Origin of the sequence: Geobacter pickeringii, assembly GCF_000817955.1 — a bacterium.
Lineage (GTDB): Bacteria > Desulfobacterota > Desulfuromonadia > Geobacterales > Geobacteraceae > Geobacter > Geobacter pickeringii.
Genome location: NZ_CP009788.1, coordinates 2,151,364 through 2,171,679 on the forward strand (window position 1 = coordinate 2,151,364; position 20,316 = coordinate 2,171,679).

General features: G+C 56.1%; 17 protein-coding genes and 1 CRISPR repeat array. Of the genes, 6 read left to right on the plus strand and 11 right to left on the minus strand.

Going from position 1 to position 20,316, the window contains the following annotated elements; genetic code table 11:
- Positions 1-136 precede the first annotated feature (136 nt).
- Entirely contained in the window at positions 137-637 is a 501-nt protein-coding gene (locus GPICK_RS09655; RefSeq protein WP_052263388.1) for a site-specific integrase, read from the plus strand.
- A gap of 378 nt (positions 638-1,015) precedes the next feature.
- Positions 1,016-4,887: direct repeats of the CRISPR family, unit length 29 nt; unit sequence CGGTTCATCCCCGCATCTGCGGGGAACAC.
- 74 nt (positions 4,888-4,961) lie between these two features.
- Here GPICK_RS09655 and cas2e read toward each other — a convergent pair.
- Together cas2e and cas1e are read right to left on the minus strand one after the other, a co-directional pair.
- Positions 4,962-5,267 carry a type I-E CRISPR-associated endoribonuclease Cas2e gene (gene cas2e, locus GPICK_RS09660; RefSeq protein ID WP_039742638.1) on the minus strand — a complete coding sequence of 102 codons (306 nt, stop codon included), beginning with the start codon at positions 5,265-5,267 and terminating at the stop codon, positions 4,962-4,964.
- A complete protein-coding gene (cas1e, locus tag GPICK_RS09665; RefSeq protein WP_084201405.1) occupies positions 5,248-6,168 on the minus strand; it encodes a type I-E CRISPR-associated endonuclease Cas1e in 921 nt (306 codons plus the stop codon). Before cas1e ends, cas2e begins: the two co-directional genes overlap by 20 nt.
- A 101-nt stretch (positions 6,169-6,269) precedes the next feature.
- Here cas1e and GPICK_RS09670 point away from each other — a divergent pair, with 101 nt between their 5' ends.
- Together GPICK_RS09670 and GPICK_RS09675 are read left to right on the plus strand one after the other, a co-directional pair.
- A complete protein-coding gene (locus tag GPICK_RS09670) occupies positions 6,270-6,512 on the plus strand; it encodes a CopG family ribbon-helix-helix protein (protein WP_039742639.1) in 243 nt (80 codons plus the stop codon).
- Positions 6,497-6,832: a type II toxin-antitoxin system PemK/MazF family toxin gene (locus GPICK_RS09675; protein WP_039742642.1), complete on the plus strand. Its 336-nt coding sequence runs from the start codon at positions 6,497-6,499 to the stop codon at positions 6,830-6,832. Before GPICK_RS09670 ends, GPICK_RS09675 begins: the two co-directional genes overlap by 16 nt.
- Positions 6,833-6,947: 115 nt before the next feature.
- On the opposite strand, the gene cas5e is transcribed toward GPICK_RS09675, so the two are convergent.
- From cas5e to GPICK_RS09720, 9 genes are all read right to left on the minus strand, one after another.
- Positions 6,948-7,625, minus strand: coding sequence for a type I-E CRISPR-associated protein Cas5/CasD (gene cas5e, locus GPICK_RS16690; RefSeq protein ID WP_084201406.1), 678 nt, complete (start codon positions 7,623-7,625; stop codon positions 6,948-6,950).
- Positions 7,615-8,652, minus strand: coding sequence for a type I-E CRISPR-associated protein Cas7/Cse4/CasC (cas7e, locus tag GPICK_RS09685; protein WP_039742645.1), 1,038 nt, complete (start codon positions 8,650-8,652; stop codon positions 7,615-7,617). Before cas7e ends, cas5e begins: the two co-directional genes overlap by 11 nt.
- Positions 8,653-8,685: 33 nt before the next feature.
- Positions 8,686-9,372: a type I-E CRISPR-associated protein Cas6/Cse3/CasE gene (gene cas6e / locus GPICK_RS09690; protein ID WP_039742648.1), complete on the minus strand. Its 687-nt coding sequence runs from the start codon at positions 9,370-9,372 to the stop codon at positions 8,686-8,688.
- Positions 9,369-9,857 (minus strand): type I-E CRISPR-associated protein Cse2/CasB, encoded by a 489-nt coding sequence (gene casB / locus GPICK_RS09695; RefSeq protein WP_039742650.1) that lies wholly within the window; start codon positions 9,855-9,857, stop codon positions 9,369-9,371. The genes cas6e and casB overlap by 4 nt, the downstream gene beginning before the upstream one ends.
- Complete coding sequence (gene casA, locus GPICK_RS09700) at positions 9,854-11,428, minus strand: type I-E CRISPR-associated protein Cse1/CasA (protein WP_039742652.1); 1,575 nt, start codon at positions 11,426-11,428, stop codon at positions 9,854-9,856. The genes casB and casA overlap by 4 nt, the downstream gene beginning before the upstream one ends.
- The gene (locus GPICK_RS09705) at positions 11,425-13,986 is read right to left on the minus strand and encodes a CRISPR-associated helicase/endonuclease Cas3 (RefSeq protein WP_084201408.1); all 2,562 of its coding nucleotides are present in this window, start codon (positions 13,984-13,986) and stop codon (positions 11,425-11,427) included. The genes casA and GPICK_RS09705 overlap by 4 nt, the downstream gene beginning before the upstream one ends.
- Before the next feature lie 103 nt (positions 13,987-14,089).
- On the minus strand, positions 14,090-14,608 hold the full coding sequence (locus GPICK_RS09710) for a 3'-5' exonuclease (RefSeq protein ID WP_039742654.1): 519 nt from the start codon (positions 14,606-14,608) through the stop codon (positions 14,090-14,092).
- 47 nt (positions 14,609-14,655) lie between these two features.
- Positions 14,656-15,618, minus strand: coding sequence for a helix-turn-helix transcriptional regulator (locus GPICK_RS09715; RefSeq protein WP_039742656.1), 963 nt, complete (start codon positions 15,616-15,618; stop codon positions 14,656-14,658).
- A 558-nt stretch (positions 15,619-16,176) separates the two neighbouring features.
- On the minus strand, positions 16,177-16,467 hold the full coding sequence (locus GPICK_RS09720) for a hypothetical protein (RefSeq protein ID WP_039742658.1): 291 nt from the start codon (positions 16,465-16,467) through the stop codon (positions 16,177-16,179).
- Between the two features lie 396 nt (positions 16,468-16,863).
- Here GPICK_RS09720 and GPICK_RS09730 point away from each other — a divergent pair.
- The 3 genes from GPICK_RS09730 to GPICK_RS09740 all read left to right on the plus strand — a co-directional run bounded on the left by GPICK_RS09730 (position 16,864) and on the right by GPICK_RS09740 (position 20,313).
- Positions 16,864-18,023 (plus strand): IS3 family transposase gene (locus tag GPICK_RS09730; RefSeq protein WP_144400011.1). Its coding sequence is split into 2 segments (ribosomal slippage): positions 16,864-17,125 and positions 17,125-18,023, totalling 1,161 coding nucleotides; the frame shifts between segments, so codons are not numbered across the junction.
- A 133-nt stretch (positions 18,024-18,156) separates the two neighbouring features.
- A complete protein-coding gene (locus GPICK_RS09735; protein WP_039742662.1) occupies positions 18,157-18,450 on the plus strand; it encodes a hypothetical protein in 294 nt (97 codons plus the stop codon).
- Positions 18,451-18,675: 225 nt separating this feature from the next.
- Entirely contained in the window at positions 18,676-20,313 is a 1,638-nt protein-coding gene (locus tag GPICK_RS09740) for a hypothetical protein (RefSeq protein ID WP_039742664.1), read from the plus strand.
- Positions 20,314-20,316: the final 3 nt, after the last annotated feature.

Here is a 20,316-nt window from a genome sequence, read left to right on the forward strand (position 1 = left end):
AAAGTAAAGGTCGCGGCGTCGTGCTTCTCCTTTTCCATCAGGAAGTTCTCGAATTTCTGCCTAAACTCGGTTTCCTCAGCATTTATCGATCTATACTCCGGGGAGTACAGCGTAATGCGGCCATGTCCGCAGTTCCGTGGTGAAGGGGAAGGAAAAGGGGACGCTCAAGACCCAGTACCGCAAACGGGACATCCCCATTACCGCCGCCATCAAGCAACGGCTCATGGCGGCCATGTCGGCCTCGAACGGCGAGTATGTCTTTACCATGCAGGACGGCAGCCCCTTCGATTTCGGTTCCTACCGCAAGGTCGTCTGGAATCGGGCGCTAACAGCCGCGGGGATCACGAACAAGGTCCCCTACTCGGCCCGCCATTTCTTAGCGGAATGGTCGCTGCTCATCGGGGTAAACCCGGTGCGGCTGGTGGAACTCATGGGCCACGGCAACAAGAAGATGATTTTTGAGGTCTATGGGCGCTATCGGGAGGGGCTGGTGGAGGAGAAGCAGCAAATCCTGGATTATCTGGGGGAAGACTTCCTGAATCCCGAAAAAGCTTCGGCCCTTGTACCTCACAGTGAGACTTTCAGTGAGACACAAGGGCTGGATGGGGCTAACCGCTTGAAAACAGTTGGTTTTTAATGGAGCGGGAAACGGGATTCGAAAATGCCTAGCAATTTTAGCACGTTACAACAAACAGCGATAACTACCTAGAAAAATTAACCATCAGCCCGACGATCCGTTTGTCGTCAGTCCGAATCTAACCGGGTCAATTCATTCAAGAGCAACCGAAATAGGGTAAGTTTGGGGACATAGTAATATTTATAACATTGAAATTAATTGGCATGCCCCACTGTCACCGTAATTGCCAGTCAGACGCCAACAAAATCCTGATTCGATGTCCTCTGCAAAATTCTCAGATCAGCATTGGACTTCACTTCTCATCAGCGTCAAATTTTTGCCCAACACATAATATAGCTACTCTTCTCGGCGATTCACCGCTACCCTTCTTGCCGGTCCTGAGTTCTCCCCGCATCTGCGGGGAACACTTAGTGAGATCCCGGTCCACGCCCAACTGTTGCGGTTCATCCCCGCATCTGCGGGGAACACGAGTACCAGAAGCACTATGACGATCCCCGGTTCGGTTCATCCCCGCATCTAAGGGGAACACGCTTGCTCAATGCGCCACTTCCGCCCCTCGTCCGGTTCATCCCCGCATCTGCGGGGAACACTTCCGTTTCCCGAAACCGATACCAGCATCCTCCGGTTCATCCCCGCATCTGCGGGGAACACGCCAATTCCTTTGTTGGCTGTCCGTCCCAGGTCGGTTCATCCCCGCATCTGCGGGGAACACGTCTTGACGGGTCAGCCTTGGCGTTATGCCTTCGGTTCATCCCCGCATCTGCGGGGAACACGAAGGAAAAGAACGTTGTTCAGTCTCCCAAGGCGGTTCATCCCCGCATCTGCGGGGAACACTATGCCGTTCGTCCTTTGGTCTTTATGGGCTCCGGTTCATCCCCGCATCTGCGGGGAACACGACTGCGATCAGCGCGGAAGCGACGATATTCGCGGTTCATCCCCGCATCTGCGGGGAACACGTCGATCCCGATGTAACTCTTCATCGTGCTACCGGTTCATCCCCGCATCTGCGGGGAACACATCGCCGCCGCCAGGGAGAGGACCGGTTGAGGCGGTTCATCCCCGCATCTGCGGGGAACACTCCGGGCAGGTATCCACCACCCTGCTAAAATTCGGTTCATCCCCGCATCTGCGGGGAACACCGAATGTGGCATAAGATATGTAGTAGTTGAAACGGTTCATCCCCGCATCTGCGGGGAACACGATTTTTGTGTACCTAATAAGAAGCTAGATAGCGGTTCATCCCCGCATCTGCGGGGAACACTAGAAGGTTTGCTACAGCACAAATATAGCCATCGGTTCATCCCCGCATCTGCGGGGAACACGCAAGCCCGGGTAAAGTCCCTTCCCCGACATCCGGTTCATCCCCGCATCTGCGGGGAACACCCCACATATCGGTTTCACTGGAAAACATCAAACGGTTCATCCCCGCATCTGCGGGGAACACGTTTCAGTATTCAGCCAGAGATGAAGCCTGAACGGTTCATCCCCGCATCTGCGGGGAACACTGGATCCTCATGCTGCAGATCATCGGGATAGTCGGTTCATCCCCGCATCTGCGGGGAACACCCGCTCTGGCAGCGGGTTTAGGCCACTTACTACGGTTCATCCCCGCATCTGCGGGGAACACAAGACTGGTCAGGTCTCCATGGCGAAGGCCTACGGTTCATCCCCGCATCTGCGGGGAACACCTGGACGTGGACTGCGCACCGTGGATCCCGAGCGGTTCATCCCCGCATCTGCGGGGAACACGACGATATTGTCCAGCCAGATTCCAGGGCCAACGGTTCATCCCCGCATCTGCGGGGAACACTATTCTCCTCTCCCACTAAAGGGCATAACCAGCGGTTCATCCCCGCATCTGCGGGGAACACTATCCCTTCTGATACTCCTGTAAATATTCAACCGGTTCATCCCCGCATCTGCGGGGAACACTTGACATAACCTAAGCGGTTTGGTAATATTGTCGGTTCATCCCCGCATCTGCGGGGAACACACGGGGGTTTTCAGGGACCGGCCAAATGCCACCGGTTCATCCCCGCATCTGCGGGGAACACTCTCCCTGACTCTCCAGGTATTCCCGGACGAACGGTTCATCCCCGCATCTGCGGGGAACACCGTGCCGTTACCGCCGAGGTCGCAGAACTCCTCGGTTCATCCCCGCATCTGCGGGGAACACTTCTCGACCTTTGCAGTTCGGAATGCGTTTATCGGTTCATCCCCGCATCTGCGGGGAACACTTTTCCAGCGGGATTCTACCAAGGCGAACAACCGGTTCATCCCCGCATCTGCGGGGAACACGTGAATTACCGCGCCAGCAAGAGCTCTTTGATCGGTTCATCCCCGCATCTGCGGGGAACACCACCCCGCCTGTTGCATCGGAATGACCTTCCCCGGTTCATCCCCGCATCTGCGGGGAACACTCTCCACCGAACAACGGGATTGGATAGAACACCGGTTCATCCCCGCATCTGCGGGGAACACGACGCAACCTTCATCACTCAGGCCCTCTCATTCGGTTCATCCCCGCATCTGCGGGGAACACGAACTGGACGTTGCCCCAGTTCTGGGCAATGGCGGTTCATCCCCGCATCTGCGGGGAACACTCTCGTTGCCCGCCCTGGAGGTTCCCCGGAATCGGTTCATCCCCGCATCTGCGGGGAACACTTATTCTTCGACGATGGATATTTGCACAATCTCGGTTCATCCCCGCATCTGCGGGGAACACACCTCATACACCACACTATCATCAAATACATCCGGTTCATCCCCGCATCTGCGGGGAACACGGCTGTAGCTGTTGCAAACCCCCCTGCAGATGCGGTTCATCCCCGCATCTGCGGGGAACACTGTACCACGAGTCCGTGCCATCACCCATCTCCCGGTTCATCCCCGCATCTGCGGGGAACACCTCAGTGGCGAGAACTTAAAAGCGGATAACGGCGGTTCATCCCCGCATCTGCGGGGAACACGGAGTCGGAAGAAGCTGTAAAATCTGCACTTACGGTTCATCCCCGCATCTGCGGGGAACACGAGTGGTCTTTTTGCTGCATTTTGGCGACATACGGTTCATCCCCGCATCTGCGGGGAACACTAGAAGTCGCACGTCTCCAAGAACGTCTTGAGCGGTTCATCCCCGCATCTGCGGGGAACACCTGACCTCAAAAGGGGAAACCAGAACCATCACCGGTTCATCCCCGCATCTGCGGGGAACACGGAACCTGGCTACTACCGAGGCGAACGGGATGCGGTTCATCCCCGCATCTGCGGGGAACACAGTTGCGCGAACACCTAGAAGGCCCTCCGTTGCGGTTCATCCCCGCATCTGCGGGGAACACTGGTCAGAAATCGGGCAGCAGGGAGAGGACGCCGGTTCATCCCCGCATCTGCGGGGAACACGTAAGGAAGACGGCAAAGGCCCCCGGATGCTCTGGTTCATCCCCGCATCTGCGGGGAACACTCTCCCTGACTCTCCAGGTATTCCCGGACGAACGGTTCATCCCCGCATCTGCGGGGAACACAGCGAAGTCCTCAGCATTCTCAATCAACCTCGCGGTTCATCCCCGCATCTGCGGGGAACACCCGAAGGTCAAAGCGGTGCCGTTGTTGCCGTTCGGTTCATCCCCGCATCTGCGGGGAACACCACCCCTTCGGGTCCAACGACCAGGTGGAGTTCGGTTCATCCCCGCATCTGCGGGGAACACGCCAGCAACATGACTATTGCTACGGATAATCGCGGTTCATCCCCGCATCTGCGGGGAACACTCTTCGCTCGCCTTCTTGGCGAATTTCCGCTTCGGTTCATCCCCGCATCTGCGGGGAACACGGCTTCGTCGACTTCGGGAAGCTCAAGACGTTCGGTTCATCCCCGCATCTGCGGGGAACACTAACGGATATTTTGGCGGTTTCGCCATAACGGCGGTTCATCCCCGCATCTGCGGGGAACACTTTCTGGCGCGGTCAAGGACCGCTTGGAGATTCGGTTCATCCCCGCATCTGCGGGGAACACCTGTGGAGATTTGGGGAACATATGGCTGACTGCGGTTCATCCCCGCATCTGCGGGGAACACGTCTGCCAAGATGGGCGCCATCCGGTCCCACTCGGTTCATCCCCGCATCTGCGGGGAACACATGATGGTCGAGCGCGAAACCGAGTTCTGGGACGGTTCATCCCCGCATCTGCGGGGAACACACGTCGAGAAACCCGCGCTTGTTCCGGTCGGCCGGTTCATCCCCGCATCTGCGGGGAACACACTTCTTCTACCACTTTGAAATTACATTTAATTTTCAAAGAGCTCAAAGCTACCAACTTTTTTCACTTGCCACATCATGGTTCAGCAACCTGCTTTTCGGCATTCTCCGGCAGGAAAGAAACCAACTTCACTCCGTCCAACTCAAACGGAATCCTCCGATTGGCACCAAGGGTCAGGAAATCAAACCCTGATTCCGTATTGGTGCTCCAAGCCATTACGGCGTTACCTTCTTCGATTCCCTGCTCGACAGTATTCCAGATCATTTCTCTTACCCGACGCGAAACCTTGCCCACGTAAACTCCTGCCCGCACTTCGAGAAGCCACAGGGCCAATCGGCCCCGTAGCCGGGGCGGTGCATTCTCAACCACGATGACCAGCATCGCCGATCCCCTCCTTGTTCGGGATTGCCGGTTCCACCGATTCGGGTGGCGGCTTCGGCACTTCCAGCTCCCCTGCCGCCAGAACTTGCTCGATGGTGGGGATGATCCGGTGCAGAATCTTCGACTGACGGAAGGCATCCCGACAGGCGAGCCGCACCTCCCGCTCCGGGTTGCGGGGCTTCTTGGCGGCGACCCGGAAGGCTACCGGCACAACTGTTTCAAACTTGAAGATGTCGGCAATGTCGTAGACGAACGACTGGGGCTTTCCGGTGTGGATAAAACCGACCGCCGGGGCATAACCAGCCGCCAAAATTGCCGCCTCGCAGATGCCATAGATACAGGCCGTGGCCGAGGAGAGACAACGGTTCGGGATATCGCCGCTCTCCCATTCGGTATGATCGTAGTTGCGGCTTTTCCACGGTACGCCGTGCTGACGGGCCAGAAGCTCGTACATCTTCCGTACCCGAACCCCTTCGATACCGCGCAACTGTTCCACACTGCGCCGCTCGGGGGGCTCCTCCTTGAAGCGCAGGGCATACATCTTTCGGACAACCTTGAGCCGGGCCGAATCGTCAAGGGCCAGCTTCGCTTGATAGAGAAGCCGGTCGGCCCTGGCCCCACCGGGCTGCCCCGACGCGTAAAGCCTGACGCCGGCCTCACCGATCCAGACAAGGAGACACCCCACCCGGGAGGCAAGGGTCACCGCAGCATGGGAAACCCTCGTTCCGGGCTCCAGCATGAGGCAGGCAACACCTCCCACCGGAATGTGGGTACGGACGCCGTTCTTGTCCACCAGCACGAAAGCGCCGTCAAGCACGTCCAGATTCCCGCGCTCCACGAACAGAACCGAGAGGCGGTCTTTCATGGGTATCGGCTTCAGAGGGGGGAGTATCGGCTGCATACTATGCTCCTATCCATTTTGATAACATGACCAGCGTACCTTCAAGGCATCCTTGACAAGACTACAGGTATGACATATCGTCATACTCATGGAGGTGCACCATGGCAAAAGCAAAACTCGCCGTTACCCTTGACGAAGCCACCCTGTCCGAAGTGGACCGTCTGGTGGCCCGCCACGTTTTCCCCAACCGCAGCCGGCTCATTGAGGAAGCGGTCAAGGAAAAACTCGCCCGGCGGACCCACAGCCGCCTCGCGCGGGAATGTGCCCTGCTCGATCCCGCCTTTGAAAAGGCCTTGTCCGAGGAAGGGATGGGAGAGGAGTTGAACGAATGGCCCGAATACTGAGGGGCGATATTCGCTGGGCCGATCTCAACCCCGTGCGCGGCAGTGAACAGGGGGGCTTGCGCCCTGTCCTCATCCTGAGCCACGATGTCTTCAACGCCCGTTCCGGCACCGTTATCGCCGTGGCCATAACGAGCCAGCCGCAGCGAGCCGGATTTCCCCTCACCCTCGAACTCTCCTCCCCCTCCCTCCCCAAGCAGTCCTGGGTCAAGATCAGCCAGATCCGCACCCTCTCCGTCGAACGCATCGGCAAGAAAATCGCCGAGGCGAGCCATGAAGAGGTGGCGCAGGTGGTTGAGGGGTTGAATGAGATTTTGGGGTGATTCAGGCCCTCGCCCAGATTGCTTACCCACCTTAGAAAAGGGGGGTGGCAATTTGCTCCACCGTCTATCCACTGATTCATGAGTTCACGAATAGCTCACGCCTTCCAGACAAACATCAAGCATTCTCCCCCGCTTGCCACGTCTTTATCCGCCTCGGCGAAAACAGACGCCGATCGGAAGCAAACGACACCGGAACGTCGGGAAGGCTATCCCGACCATTGGCGAAGTCATCCGCTTCTTCCTGACGGGTGAAAGATTCAAGTGGCCTTGTCCCGATAAGGAGGCTCAACGCTTCGTTCCGATCATGCCTCAAACCGGCCAACACCGGCGCTGTTGGAATACAGGTCTTGCGCCCGAGCCAGACTCCCCAGACAGGATTTTCCAACGCATCGGACACCTGTTTGAGTAGCGTTTCTTCGCCTTCGAGCAGAACGCCAAAAGTCGCATCTGCCAAGTACTGACGATGGGTGATGTGGCAGTCCTTGATTTTACCTTCAGCAGTCCTTGTGTTCTGCACCGTGTGGTAGTCTTGCAACCGCCTCACCGGTAACTCCCTCTTCATGCCATTTCGTGGGATGGCGATTGCGGTCATGCGGACGCTTCCGAACGCGGCAAGGAACTCTTGTTCGCTCGTACTTCCGCGGGAATAGCCGAGCGCCGCACAACACATGCCGGCAACGGCGCTCCTGGTCGGCATAAGCCCCGTGTTACGGCGGTTGTATTGGCTGTCGAATCCCCATGACTGGAGCGGCCCTTCCAGCCGCAGAGCCAGATATGATCTGTCAGATGACATGGGCCACCATCCCGGAAACGAAGGTTTTCATGTTTACGCCAGGAATCGACTGTTCAAAGACAGCCTCAACGCCCCAGGTTTCTTTCAACTTCGCATACTCCGCTTCCAGCAATTCGACCGACTTGGCCCCATAGCCCTGCGAAGGGCGTACCGGCGCTTCAAATGCATTCACCAGTTGGATCGGATGTCCGTTTTCGCGGACAACGCCGAGCACATAAAGCGGCAGGGTGTTGCCGTTCATGGTGTTCTTGCGTGCTCCTGGGATGGCTTTGATTGTTGCCTCGACAAAGGTGCCCACCACGCCCTGGCGCTCTTCCCTGCTCAGGCAACCTAGATGGTCAGCATCGGCAAGCATGTCCAAGTTGAGGGCAGCGAAACGGTAATAGGTGGCAGAGTTGAACTCAAGAGTACTTGTCATCCCGGCACCCGCCTCCTCTTTAGGCTGGAGATCGTCTACGGCGGAGAAGAAGTCGATTTCATTATCGACCTTATGGGTTGAGAGAGCATGGGAAAACATGGATGCGGCCTCAACCGTCAGTGAATGATCGTTTGCAACCATGCGGCCGAAAATGGAAATATCGGCGGCATCCTTCAGGGATTTGGCATCAACAGCCTTGAGTGCCTTTTTGGCATCCTTCGTCTCAGCGTATGTCCTGGCAAGAGTTTCCAACTCAAGCGGCGACATGAAATAGAGCGTGGTGGACTTCACCTTGTCCTTTGATTTGGCATCGAGCTTCACCAGCTCATCTACAATCTTCCGTGCACCTTCGTCAGCATCGGTGGCAGAAATTCCGACACCCAGCATTGCCTTGACAAGAGGCTCATACATCAGGCGGGTGCGTTCTCCCTTGAACTGAGCCGGCGCCAGCTCCTTCGCCATTTCCCGAATCGCCCGTTTCCAGGACTGGCTTGACACCCGCGCCCGCTGGACGCCGCCGAAAACAGCGGTCTTGGGCGAATTGAGGTCGTCACGGTTGAGACAGGCAACGGGGACAGATTGAATGATGTGCAGTTCCAGGTGTTTCATGGGTAGGCTCTCCTATTGTGTATTGGTATTTGATTACAGGTTGACTGGCGCGAGCAGCAGTAGGCCGAAGCCGAATCCCTTGGCGCTGCCGATACCCGACCGATAGGTTTCGACAAAATGCTCCCGATCGGTCACTTCCAACGTCCCACGAAACTGCACACCCCCGTGGTACGCACTCTGCCCCTTTTTGCGGAAATGGTTTTCCACCATCGGACTGATTTCGAGAGGCCTGTCTTCGACGATACGGAACCCGCCGGGGATTTCCTTTCCAGTCTCTTGATCCCGGCACCGGGCCTCTCCCTTACGAACAAGCCAGGCCCTCAATTCGTCCGGATTGACCAAGGGCACCCGCTTCCCGGATTTCCGCTTTCCATTGGCCTTGAGCAGGGGTTGGCCGTTGGGATCCCTCTGCACCAGCGCTTTCACGGGATTTGCCCGCACGTCGAAGACGTAATGCCGGTGCGCCAGGAAAGAAGGTGATATCTCCTTGAGAGCAAACGCTTCCTGCGGGCACCAGCGCGGACAAACCGGCTTTGTGCCGGACATGCCCCATACCATGAAGGCACCCTCCAACGGATCGATTCGGGTTAGGAAATCCCGCTGTGCATCGGGCATTTCCGGGAAGCAGTCCCAAATTTTCTTGTGCCAGGCATAACTGTCGCAGATTCCCTCGGCGCGGGCAATCTCCGCATCGATTTCCATACGGACGAGCCAATTCATATCGCCTCCTCGCCAATGGGCTCGGCACCCGGCGCCCAGAAGGCGGCAGCCCATTCGGTTTTGGTGCGCTCAGTCCAGAACCCCAAATCAGATTCAAGTTGAACGTAGTTAACCGGGATACCTTGTGATTTCGCAATGAGCACCATGCGCATGACCCGCTCAAGGACTTCTTCCCTGCCGGCTGCAAGCAGATGCTGAAAGCGTCTTTCTGTCGGGGTCAGCTTGTTGTCCTCGCCTTGCTTGTCGCCGCGCTTCTGCTCAATTGCCTTGCAGGTTACGCCGAAATTACCGTTGGAGGTTTCCTCAGGATGGGTTGCGTACAGTCCAGCCACGAATGCCGCAACTTGATCGTCAATCGCCACCTCGAGCCGATTCAAGGCAGGCCAGGCGCGATGTCTTTTGTTCTCCACAAGTACGCACCGGAGATTCGCCATCATTCCCCTGTCATCCTTACACCTGCGGAGCCGTCCGAGAAGGTTGTTCATGGATTCTCCTCCCTGATTTCAGTATTGTCCGCCTCAGGTTCGTCCTTCGTTAAAGTCAGTTTCTGCCACCCTTTGGCAAAGGCCCGCATCTGGCGGGGGGTGTCCTGGCCACAGGCCGTACGATAGGCATCGCAGGCCGTGGCAAATAGCATTTTTCGCCAAATGTCACGGGTAGAGATGGCGTTATCAGTGTCGATTGCCTTGATATGGGCCATCAGGGACTGGAGGTTCCTTTCAACGGTTGTCCAGTAATGGGTGGTAGCGACAGAGTGCAGTTTCACCTTCAACTCCCCTTTGTTCGCCCCTGCCCCTTTCAACCTCCCTTCCCATCCGCCGTCAACTTCAATGCGATAGCATTCAATTGCCCAGCCAAGACGACTGGCCAAGGATTCGGCCGACTTGACCTCTTGTTCGTAGACTTCCGTGCCATCTGCAGTAGCCAGCTTCGGCGGTATGTGAAAAACCGATTCCGCCGTATCGATGATCGATGCCTGATCGCGGGCCAACGCTACGACAACCAGATCGCACGCTTCCCCCTCCTGAAGCGCGTTCAACGATATAGGGCCGCCGGGCTCTCCCGCCTTCCGCTTGACCACGACGCCGGCAAGCTCCCGCCAGAGCGCCTTGGACGGTCTGAAGGAGAGCAATGACTGAACATCCTTCTTGCCGTCCTTTCTAACAACAACTGTGGCCGTTGGCTCCGGTGGAAAACCATCCGTAAAGGTATGATATTGAAACCCGTCACCCAGCAGCATCCGCTCGCCGGCTGGATGGATGCGAATGAGACGCGCCATCGGAACAAGTCTCCCTACATAGGTGGCCGTCGCGTTCTCGAGATTCGCCAGATCGGCAAACGATGTCGGCGCCAGCTCCCATACAGGTCTTCCAATGCCATGATTCGGATAGTACAGTTTCAGGTCCTCGTGAGTCGGCAGATTCAGGCAAATCGAGTCGAGAAGGTTGCTCGACCGCAGGAATGCATGAACCATGGATGCCGGTACGCAGGGGGCATCCCTTGCCGTTTTCACAGTTTGCTGGTCATTCCAGAAAACCTGCGAGATAAGGCCTCCGGTTGAAAAGCACTGGAACGTGAGCATTGACAGGACGGTATCCGTGAGCAGTATTTGCCGGTTTCTGTTAATGCCGCCGTGGTCAAACAGGGTGCTGTTATTGCCGGACGCAAAGGAAAAATTGAGTTTGGAAACAGGCGTCCAGTCAGCAGGGTGAATCGATGAGGCTGTTCCGTCAGCACTCTTCGACAGCCCCGCCACCTGTAACCACGGCTTTGTTGGATGAAACAGCTCGAACGAATCTTTCCACTCCGTCAAGTACCTGCGCGCCGCTTCCGGCAGCCATTTCGGCACTTCGCACCATTCGTCATAATCCTTCGGCCCATCCAACGCTGCATGGGCCACACAGAGAAACAGCCGCATCAGAGCGACCCGTTCATGTGGGCGCACCGCCAGGTCCGCATACTCGCCCCCATCGGAAAATACACTGCACAGGCTTACCAGTTCCCTGGTCCCCGTGGCGCTGATAACCGGTATCCACGGGTCAAAGGCAACATTCATACTCCCTCCTTTCCTGACCGCTTCTCGACAAACAGCCCCATCTCGTCCGAATATGACAACATGACCCCTTCCTTCAATCCCTTGACATCTACGGTCCCATCCTCCCCGACAACCCCGACGCACTGCCTCTCGTAAATGTATTCATCGAACCCGGGACATGACTCCACCTGCTCGAAGTGGTGCATCGGAACCTTCACCAGGTTCCGGTGAATTGCGCGGGCAGTGGCAAATCGGAACGTATCGCAGCCTAGTCCCGCTTCCGTGCCGTCAATGAACAATGCCGCCTGCGTAGTGATGCTCCGGCAGAGGACCATCGACACCGTTTCAAGCTCGTTTATACGGGTTTGGATTCCTTCCTGATCTTCAAGAGCCGGTTGCCAGATATTCAGACTCATCAGCGCCTTCATTCTTTTCGCCGAGTCAGTCCCGTACCATTCGCCAAAAAGCTCGGACCAGCCGGCAGGCTCATTCTCCCGGTCCTCGTAGGTGGATTCAATCAGTTGCCGCACCTGTGCCGGAATCGTTACCCCTTCTTCCTGTTTTTTCCAGACCTCAAGTGAGCGGAGAAGAACAAATGGCGCGTAGACTCGCGCTTTGCCGCCAAGAGCCCGGACAATCGCCTTCGGCGCCATCTGGCGCAGCTCTTCAAGAGTCTTCTCTTCCTCAACTATTAAGATCCTTGGGGTATCGACCGGCCGTTCTCCCCGCTCATGCCGCCAGAGCCTGCCAAGGCGCTGCAGCAACATGTCGGTGGGCGCTAGTTCGGTAATCAGCAGATCGGCATCGAGATCGACGCTCTGCTCGACAACCTGCGTCGATACGAGAATCGAGCCGCATCTCGTCGCTCCCTCCTTCCCGAAGCATTCCATCCATGTTGTTTCAAGCTCTTCACGCCGCCAGTAGGGAAAGCGCGCGTGCAGCAGACCGATGGGAAACTCGCCGCCCGCAAGCTCCTTGAACCGCTTGAACTGTTTCTGCGCCGCACCGATGGTATTGCAAATCCAGAGCACAGCGCCACCGTTGCGGGCAACGGCCATTGACTCTTCAACCGCACGCTCACCGGCAAAGAATTCCAGTTTGATCTTCCGCGAATCCGGTGGGACTGCCGGCATCGGGTCAAGTACGGCACCTTCTGTCCGACCCGAAATAAGCGGGTATGGTTGCTCGGCATCCTCCCCGGCCTCACCGGCGGCAGAAACGATCTGTCCGCGACGTTTGCCGGTCAGCGTGGCGGAGAGGACGATCACCGTACAGCCGAGACCTTCGAGGGTCGCAATGAGTTTGTCAATGAGGGTGCTGGTATAGATGTCGTAGGAGTGAACTTCGTCAAGGATGACCACCTTGCCGGCAAGGGCAAAGTGGCGGACAAAGAAATGCTTCGCAGCAACCACGCCGAGCAGGGCCTGGTCAACCGTGCCGACTCCGAAGGGAGCAAGCAATGCCCGTTTGGCCGATGCGAACCAATCTCTGCCGTTCCGGGCGTCCTCTTTCGATTTTTCCTGTTTCCCGTTTGAGGCGGGGTTGTACCCCAAATCTTCACGCATGAGCCAGGAATTGCTGTGAATAAGGCGGCTGGGACCTGATGCGGGGGATATGCGTTGCAGGAACTCGTTCAAGCGCAGGTGGATGCGGTTGCTGGTCGCCTGGGTCGGGAGCGCGAAGTAGACGCCATTTGCCTTCCCGTCCGACATCAGCTGATACGCGGCACCCAGAGCCGCCTCGGTCTTCCCCATCCCCATCGGGGCCTCTACAACATACACACCGGGGCCGGCAATAGTCGCAAGGGCCTTTCTCTGCATATCGTTCGGCGGGAATCCGAAAATATCTTCGAAAGTCAAATCCTTCTTGATGTCTGGCTGCGTGAACCCGATGGAATCAAGGGCAAAACGGGCACGGGAATGAATATCCTCTTCCGCTGTTCTTGGTACAGGGGAGAAATAACGCTCATCCGAGCCGATCCAGTCGGAAACGGAGGTAAGGCCGGCAAGCCACCAGATGGCGGAAGAGTCCCCAGCGAGCGCATTGATGGAACTTTCCGCGTTGAAATAAGCCCAAACCTTCTGAGCACACATGAGACGCTCCGCGTTCCAGTCGATGCCGCTACGGCTGTCGGTGGTCTGCTTGATGAGGGGCGGTCTTATTCCGCGATCATTGGGAAGATATTTCAGCCTTCCATGATGACCGCCGAGGGCTGCTGCCACAAACTTGGCGATGCTTCTGGCAGTACCTCGCTGCACCAGGAAATCCTGGATCGCGGAATGCGAAACCTTGCCATGATCGGGTTCCGTTCCCGTATCCCAGCAGCCATTTCTGGCCACGGCCGTCAGGTTGTTCTCTTCAATCCATGCCTCACATTTCCGCTGAAATCCGGGGGAGATCTTGCCGAGATCATGGAGAGCGGCAAGGGCTCCAACTTCCGATTCTCGTAGATTGAACCGTGCACCCAGTCCCGATGATATTTCAGCAATACAACGCGCCACGCACCCCACATTGACCATATGGTCATATACGGAAATGCCAGGCTTACCGTCAGATGTCGTTTTTGCCCAAAAATTCATTTAATGCTTCCCCGCCTTCCCTCAATGTCCCTCCTGAAACTGCCTCAAAACATTAAAGCACTCTACCCCAACATTGCGACAATAAAAGTCGCAACAGCTTTCACTACCATTTCAGCTCCCCCCACACCCGTGCCGTCAACCGCGCATCATCAAGCGCCCGGTGCCGCCTGCCTCCCTCGGGCAGTGCCCCGAATAGATGACGATAGACCGTCTCCAACCGGTGGTCCGGCAGTTGCGGAAGCCTGCGCCGAGCCAACGCCAGGGTGCAGACCGAGCGATTGTCGAACCGATACCCCAGACGCCCGAACTCATGGCGTAGAAACGCCAGATCAAACCGCGCATTGTGGGCTACGAGAACACTGCCGCCGACAAAGGCCCGCAGGGCCGGGTAGACCTCATCCGGCAGAGGTTGGTCGGCAAGCATGTCATTGGTAATGCCGTGAATCCGCGAAACATGACGCGGGATATTCTTTGGGACCCGAACGAGGCTGCCGAACTCGGCCACAATCTCACCATTGTCCACCGCAACGGCACCGATCTCGATCACCCGGTCGCCATAGCCCGGTGAAAGCCCGGTGGTTTCCACATCAATGACGACATGACGATGAGCATCTTTCCTCATTGAACTGGAATCATACACTCCGACCTCCCCCAACCAGCGCCCCAGGTTCAATATTTTTTCATCATCAGATCAATTTCTTCTCTGATCCGCCGCCGCAACCAATCCGGTTGCAGCACCTCGACATGGGAGCCATGCTTCAGGGTCTCCATCAGAATCTCCACCTCATGGGAGACCGGAAGGGTCAGGATTAACTCTCCTGACTCCGACTCCTCCATCCTCTGATCTGGGTGCCAGATGTGGTCTTTTACCCATCGGGCGCGATCGGCAGAAAATTTCAGGACAACCTCAAACCGTTGACGGTTCTGGAAAATCCCGAATGTCTCCTCGAGGTAAGGTCGCCATTGTTCTTCCGGGCGGGGAGTGAATTGCTCTGGGCCGAGGGCGCAGAGGGTTATGCGGGAAAGATGGAAGTCGCGCCAGTCGTTGCGCAGCCGGCAGAAGGCAATGACGTGCCATGCCCCCATGTAATTGGTCATGTGGTGCGGTTCGACAGTACGGGCAGTGCAGGTGCTGCTGTGGGGAGAGTAGTAACAGAAAGAAAGAGGACGGCAGTGGAGAAGAGCGCTGGCCACCTGACTGAAGACAAGGGGGTCGCTCGGAGGGATAGTGTTCCAGCGAAATGAGAACGCCCTCTCAGGATCGATGATTCCGTCCAGGCTGTCGGTCAGGAGCGCACCGAGCTTGGTGGATACCTTTCCCAGTTCATCGCTCAATGGCCCTGCCGCGGCATCGGTGAGCAGCCGATGGGACGCCAGCAACGCCACCAGTTCACTTTCCGACAGCCGCATCACCGGTAATTGGAATGATGGATCGGTGTAGAAGTACCCCTTACGGGTGGAGTGGTATTCAAGGGGGGCACGGAGAGTATCCCGAAAGTAGTCGATACTGCGCTGGGCAGTCTTACGATCGAACTCAAAGGCCGTAGCCAAGGTGGAAGCGTTGGGGTAACTCCCACTCCTTACCTGGGTGTCGAACCACAAGAATCGCTCGATATAGAGTCGCTCGCCCATGGCGCCACAATATTACTACCTGCTAATATTTGCAACTTTATATCAAATTTTCCCTCCTGGCGGTTACTTCCAAGGTGTCCGGAATTTGTGACGTAATCACTTGATTACACTGGGGTAAATATGGCGAAGAGATAGGGATTCAAAATGCCTAGCAATTTTAGCATGTTACAACAAACAACAATAACTACTTATAAAAATTAACCATCAGCCCAACGATCTGTTTGTCGTCAGTCCGAATCATATCGAGTCAATTCATTCAAGGACAATCGAAATAGGGTAAGTTTGGGGGCATAGGAAAATTTCTTCCCTCCTTCACCTCAATAACATTGGAACTAATCGGCATGACACACTGTCACCGGATTACCAGTCAGGTGCCAGCAACATCCAGATTCAGTGTTATCTGAAGAATTATCTACCAGCATAGAACTTTATCTCACATCGGCGTCAAATTTTTGCCCAACACATAACGTAGCTACTCTTGTTGATTCACCGCTACCCTTCTCTACGGTCCTGAGTTCTCCCTGTCGAAATAGGACAGGGAGAAGGTCGGGAGGGGTGTTATTTCACCGAGTCCGGTGGAACCACCGCCGGCTCTGTCTCCGGAACGATCAACGAAGGCACTCCGCCGAGAGTCGGCTTTTCTTCTTTTTTCACCGGCTTCGTTGCTCTCATCGGCTTCCGCTCTTCCTCTGTCTTTCCACCAAACATCGACATAACGCCAGTAGCGACGGCCGTAATCCCCAGTTTTGCTGCCTCCACCACGAAGCCAGCCGCCTCGAAAGACATGGCTTTAGCGGGAGTTGGGGCGGCAAGAGTGGCAAGGACAAGAGTTGCTGCGATTCTCTTCATATCACCCTCCAGACCATAACATTAACTGTTTTTATGCAATATCAGCACCGCACAGACTTCAACATACACATTCTTGACTAAAAAATGCGGTAAAATGAGCGGGTCTGGGGTGTTTGTCGGGGCGCTTACGGTGTTCGCTGTGTTGCCCGGAGAGGTGACCTACTACGACTATCGCGGGGCGGCCTGACGAAGAGAGGGCGCTGGTCCGGCAGGCCGTAAAACCCCGCCATTCAGGGCGGGGATATCAAACGCCACGGTAAACCCCGAGAATTTCCCTTTTACCACGCTCTACGGTTACTGAATGAGTGAAAGGGTCCAGGTGGTAGAGAGGTGGTCCCCGAAAATCGGACAGTGTGTTAAGGTGGACAGCCTTACCCTGTTGAAGGAGGATCACCCATGAAGAGCCGTCGTCGTTTTTCCGCCGAGTTCAAGGCCAAGGTTGCCCTGGAAGCGATCCGGGGCGAGCAGACCCTGAGCGATCTGGCCGCCCGCTATGAAGTGCATCCCAATATGATCACCAACTGGAAACGGCAGGCCATCGAGAACATGGCAGCGGTGTTTTCCGGAGCCGCCGAGCACAGCAATAAGGCGAATGACGATCAGATCAAGGACCTGCACGCCAAGATCGGACAACTCACCGTGGAGCGGGATTTTTTGGCCAAAGCCTTCGGTCGCTGTCGCTGAGTACAACCCGAAGGAAGGCCCTGGTCGAACCCGACCATGACCGACTCAGTATTGCCCGGCAGTGTGAACTGCTCTCGATCAAACGATCGGCCTACTATTACCAGCCAGTGGGCGAAAGCCCACAGAACCTGGAACTGATGCGCCTGATCGACGAGCAGCATCTCGAAACACCGTGGTATGGCACCCGACAGATGACCCGGCACTTGCGCCGGGAGGGTCATGCCGTCAATCGCAAGCGCATCGGTCGGCTGATGCAGTTGATGGGACTATCGGCTATCTACCAGAAGCCGAACACGTCGAAGCCGCATCCGCAGCACAGGGTCTATCCTTACCTGCTGCGTGGCGTGACCATCGACCGGCCAAACCAGGTCTGGTGCGCCGATATCAGCTATATTCCGCTGAGGCGAGGTTTCCTCTACCTGGCGGCGATCATGGATTGGGCCAGTCGCAAGGTCCTGTCATGGCGGCTTTCCAACACCATGGACGCCGATTTCTGCGTTGCCGCGCTCGAAGACGCCCTGGCTCGCTTCGGCAAACCCGAGATCTTCAACACCGACCAAGGGAGCCAGTTCACCAGCGATGCGTTCACCAAGGTCCTCAAGGACGCTGAGATCCGCATTTCGATGGACGGCAAGGGGCGCTGGCGGGACAACGTCATGATCGAGCGGCTATGGCGTTCTCTGAAATACGAGTGCATCTACCTGCACGCCTTCGAGACCGGCAGCGAGGTTCGTCAAGGTTTGAGCCGCTGGATCAATTTCTACAACATGCGCCGCCCGCACTCGAAACTAGACGACCGGACGCCGCATGAGGCATATTGGCAAAAACCCCGGCCTGGCTACGCCGGCCGTATTCTCTCACTGGCGGCATGACTACAACCGGCAATCCACCTTATTCCCGCCGCCAACCTGTCCTACAAACTGGGACCACCTCTCTATTTCGACAGAGAAAACCTTTGCAAATTAAATATTTGTGAGTTTAAAGGATATGTGAGATAGTTTTCACATGAACAAAACGGACATTATATTACTGGTCACCTACTCCTGTGTCGCTTCGATCCTCATCTTCGTCGCCTTGTCCGCGATCCCGGTGGACCCCGTGGTACGGGTTATCGACAAGAACAGGAGGCGGGGAAGGGAAACGCATGACGACCTCGGCCGCTGGACCGTCTCCCGCGGCAAACTGCGGGATTTTCTCCTCGACTTCCTCCGGCTCCCCGACGGCGCCGCTCGACTGGCCGAAGCGGAGAAGATTATCTCTCACCTTCCCTGCCGGCATTCCCGTCAAATTCTTCAATAATCAGCTACAATATACCCAAACAAGGAGGGTGTCATGACTGCGTGGGATTTTATAGTTTACGTTTGTTCCGCGCTTGTTCTGTCGGGATTGGGCTTTATCATCTACTTCGAACTGACAAAACCGAAGCGCCGAAAATGACAGATGCGGATGAGAAATCCCAGACCCCGACAGGGTGTGGCGGGCCGCACACGGGGTGTCAGGAAAGTGGGGGTTGAAGGCGCTCGGATGATTGAAAATATTGCGGCCGCACAGGGGGTTGGAGCCGCAGTCGGCTTTGCGGAGGCTTTCGCGGCTTCTGGTATGAGCGACATGGGGAAGTTCCAGCAGATGATGACGGAAGCCCAGACTGCCAAGTCTGCAGGATCAGCCCAAGCGTTGCAGGACGTGGCGAAAAAGTACGGGTTGTCGGCTCAGGATTTCACTCGGGTCAATGAGACATACCAGAATGCAAAGCACATGGGAGAGGTCAACCAGGCTGTTGCCGCCATGACGGCGGGAGGTCTGGGGGCAATGTCCTATGCGGCGGCTGGGGACTTGGCCGGCAGGACTTCCGGGGCGGAGGCCGGATCGAAAGCGGCGGTAGCTTCCCGTAATCTCGATGACTACATGCAGGCTCACCGGGACATGTCGATGAAGCAACTTGCTGATGACAAGCAATTCCGGAATCTTGCCGGTCATCTCCTGGCATCTACCCCCGGGGCCGTGGGTGAGGATGGCAACGTGACGGATCTCGGGTCGAAGCTTCTCGCGGAGAGGATGGCGGGAGCAAATCAGGCGAGCTATACCAATGGTGACGGGAGCGGTTCGCAGAAGTCGCTTGTTGGTGCAGATGGGAAAGTCGGATCTACCGAGGGTTGGCAGACGATGAGTGGTAAGGATGATCTCCTTCGATTGGCAACTGCTCTCGGAAATAACGGATATGGACAGAACGCGGCTTACGTAAAGTCTCTTGCCGCCAATGGTGGAGCGTTGAAGTATTCCTTCGCCAAAGATAAAAACGGGAATATTGCCACTTTTTCCATAGACAAGGGGGGACAAACGAGGAATCTGGACCTTGCTGCACGTAAAGCGGGGAAAGATTTTGAGTGGATAAACAGAAATGTAAACACTGCAGATATTGGAACCCATTCTTGGCAAGGCTCAGAAAGGGTTCAAGCGCAGATAAACGAAGTGAGACTGTCAAATGGTACAGTCATGAACTCGGGGACAGCGTTTCAGGCTATGGTTTCGGGCCGAGGGGCAACTTCACTCACGAACACGTTCACTCATGCTAAAGGCGGAGAACGTGAAGCTCAACAGTGGAATTACGCGGCTACCGTTTCTCAGGGGATGAAGGGTCTGGTACAAGTTTCTGGGCAAGATGCCACAGAACTTGCTTTTCGTGCAGCATCATCACTTACAGCGGGAGTAAGTACAGGAAGTTGGAATCCGTTTTTTAAGGCGTCATTACAGGGTTCCCTTGAAGCAGCAGCTTCAGGCAAAACAACTCACGTTGAACAAAAAGATTTAGTGACTATGGCAATGCATGCTGCATCGGATGCTACTCTTAAATCCGCCGATGCTCAGGGATTGAAAGGTGTCAAGCGAGATGCGTACGTCGCAAACACTATGCAGAAATTCACTCAAGCGTATGTGGCTGCCGCAGCAGGGGATGCTAATTATGGGAAAGATGCTGTTACGCGAAACGGCCCGGCTCCCCCGTCGGGGAGAGAGGTTTACAATCGCGGAATGACTAAAGTCGAGTCATTGCATGGGCCTAAATACCCTTCTTATAACGATATAAAACCACCAGCCAATGTGCCAATCAGTCAAAATAAAAGAGTGGTAGGACGGAGTGGAATAAAAGGGAAAGGGATAAGCTAACCA

Bases quoted from the DNA above. Each gene is read 5' to 3' on its own strand.
- cas7e (WP_039742645.1), bottom strand. From the start codon at position 8,652: ATGAAACACCTGGAACTGCACATCATTCAATCTGTCCCCGTTGCCTGT.
- GPICK_RS09720 (WP_039742658.1), bottom strand. From the start codon at position 16,467: ATGAAGAGAATCGCAGCAACTCTTGTCCTTGCCACTCTTGCCGCCCCA.
- GPICK_RS09735 (WP_039742662.1), top strand. From the start codon at position 18,157: ATGAACAAAACGGACATTATATTACTGGTCACCTACTCCTGTGTCGCT.
- cas6e (WP_039742648.1), bottom strand. From the start codon at position 9,372: ATGAATTGGCTCGTCCGTATGGAAATCGATGCGGAGATTGCCCGCGCC.
- cas2e (WP_039742638.1), bottom strand. From the start codon at position 5,267: ATGCTGGTCATCGTGGTTGAGAATGCACCGCCCCGGCTACGGGGCCGA.
- GPICK_RS09705 (WP_084201408.1), bottom strand. From the start codon at position 13,986: ATGAATTTTTGGGCAAAAACGACATCTGACGGTAAGCCTGGCATTTCC.
- GPICK_RS09715 (WP_039742656.1), bottom strand. From the start codon at position 15,618: ATGGGCGAGCGACTCTATATCGAGCGATTCTTGTGGTTCGACACCCAG.
- cas5e (WP_084201406.1), bottom strand. From the start codon at position 7,625: ATGTCATCTGACAGATCATATCTGGCTCTGCGGCTGGAAGGGCCGCTC.
- casB (WP_039742650.1), bottom strand. From the start codon at position 9,857: ATGAACAACCTTCTCGGACGGCTCCGCAGGTGTAAGGATGACAGGGGA.
- GPICK_RS09670 (WP_039742639.1), top strand. From the start codon at position 6,270: ATGGCAAAAGCAAAACTCGCCGTTACCCTTGACGAAGCCACCCTGTCC.
- GPICK_RS09740 (WP_039742664.1), top strand. From the start codon at position 18,676: ATGATTGAAAATATTGCGGCCGCACAGGGGGTTGGAGCCGCAGTCGGC.
- casA (WP_039742652.1), bottom strand. From the start codon at position 11,428: ATGAATGTTGCCTTTGACCCGTGGATACCGGTTATCAGCGCCACGGGG.
- cas1e (WP_084201405.1), bottom strand. From the start codon at position 6,168: ATGCAGCCGATACTCCCCCCTCTGAAGCCGATACCCATGAAAGACCGC.
- GPICK_RS09710 (WP_039742654.1), bottom strand. From the start codon at position 14,608: ATGAGGAAAGATGCTCATCGTCATGTCGTCATTGATGTGGAAACCACC.
- GPICK_RS09675 (WP_039742642.1), top strand. From the start codon at position 6,497: ATGGCCCGAATACTGAGGGGCGATATTCGCTGGGCCGATCTCAACCCC.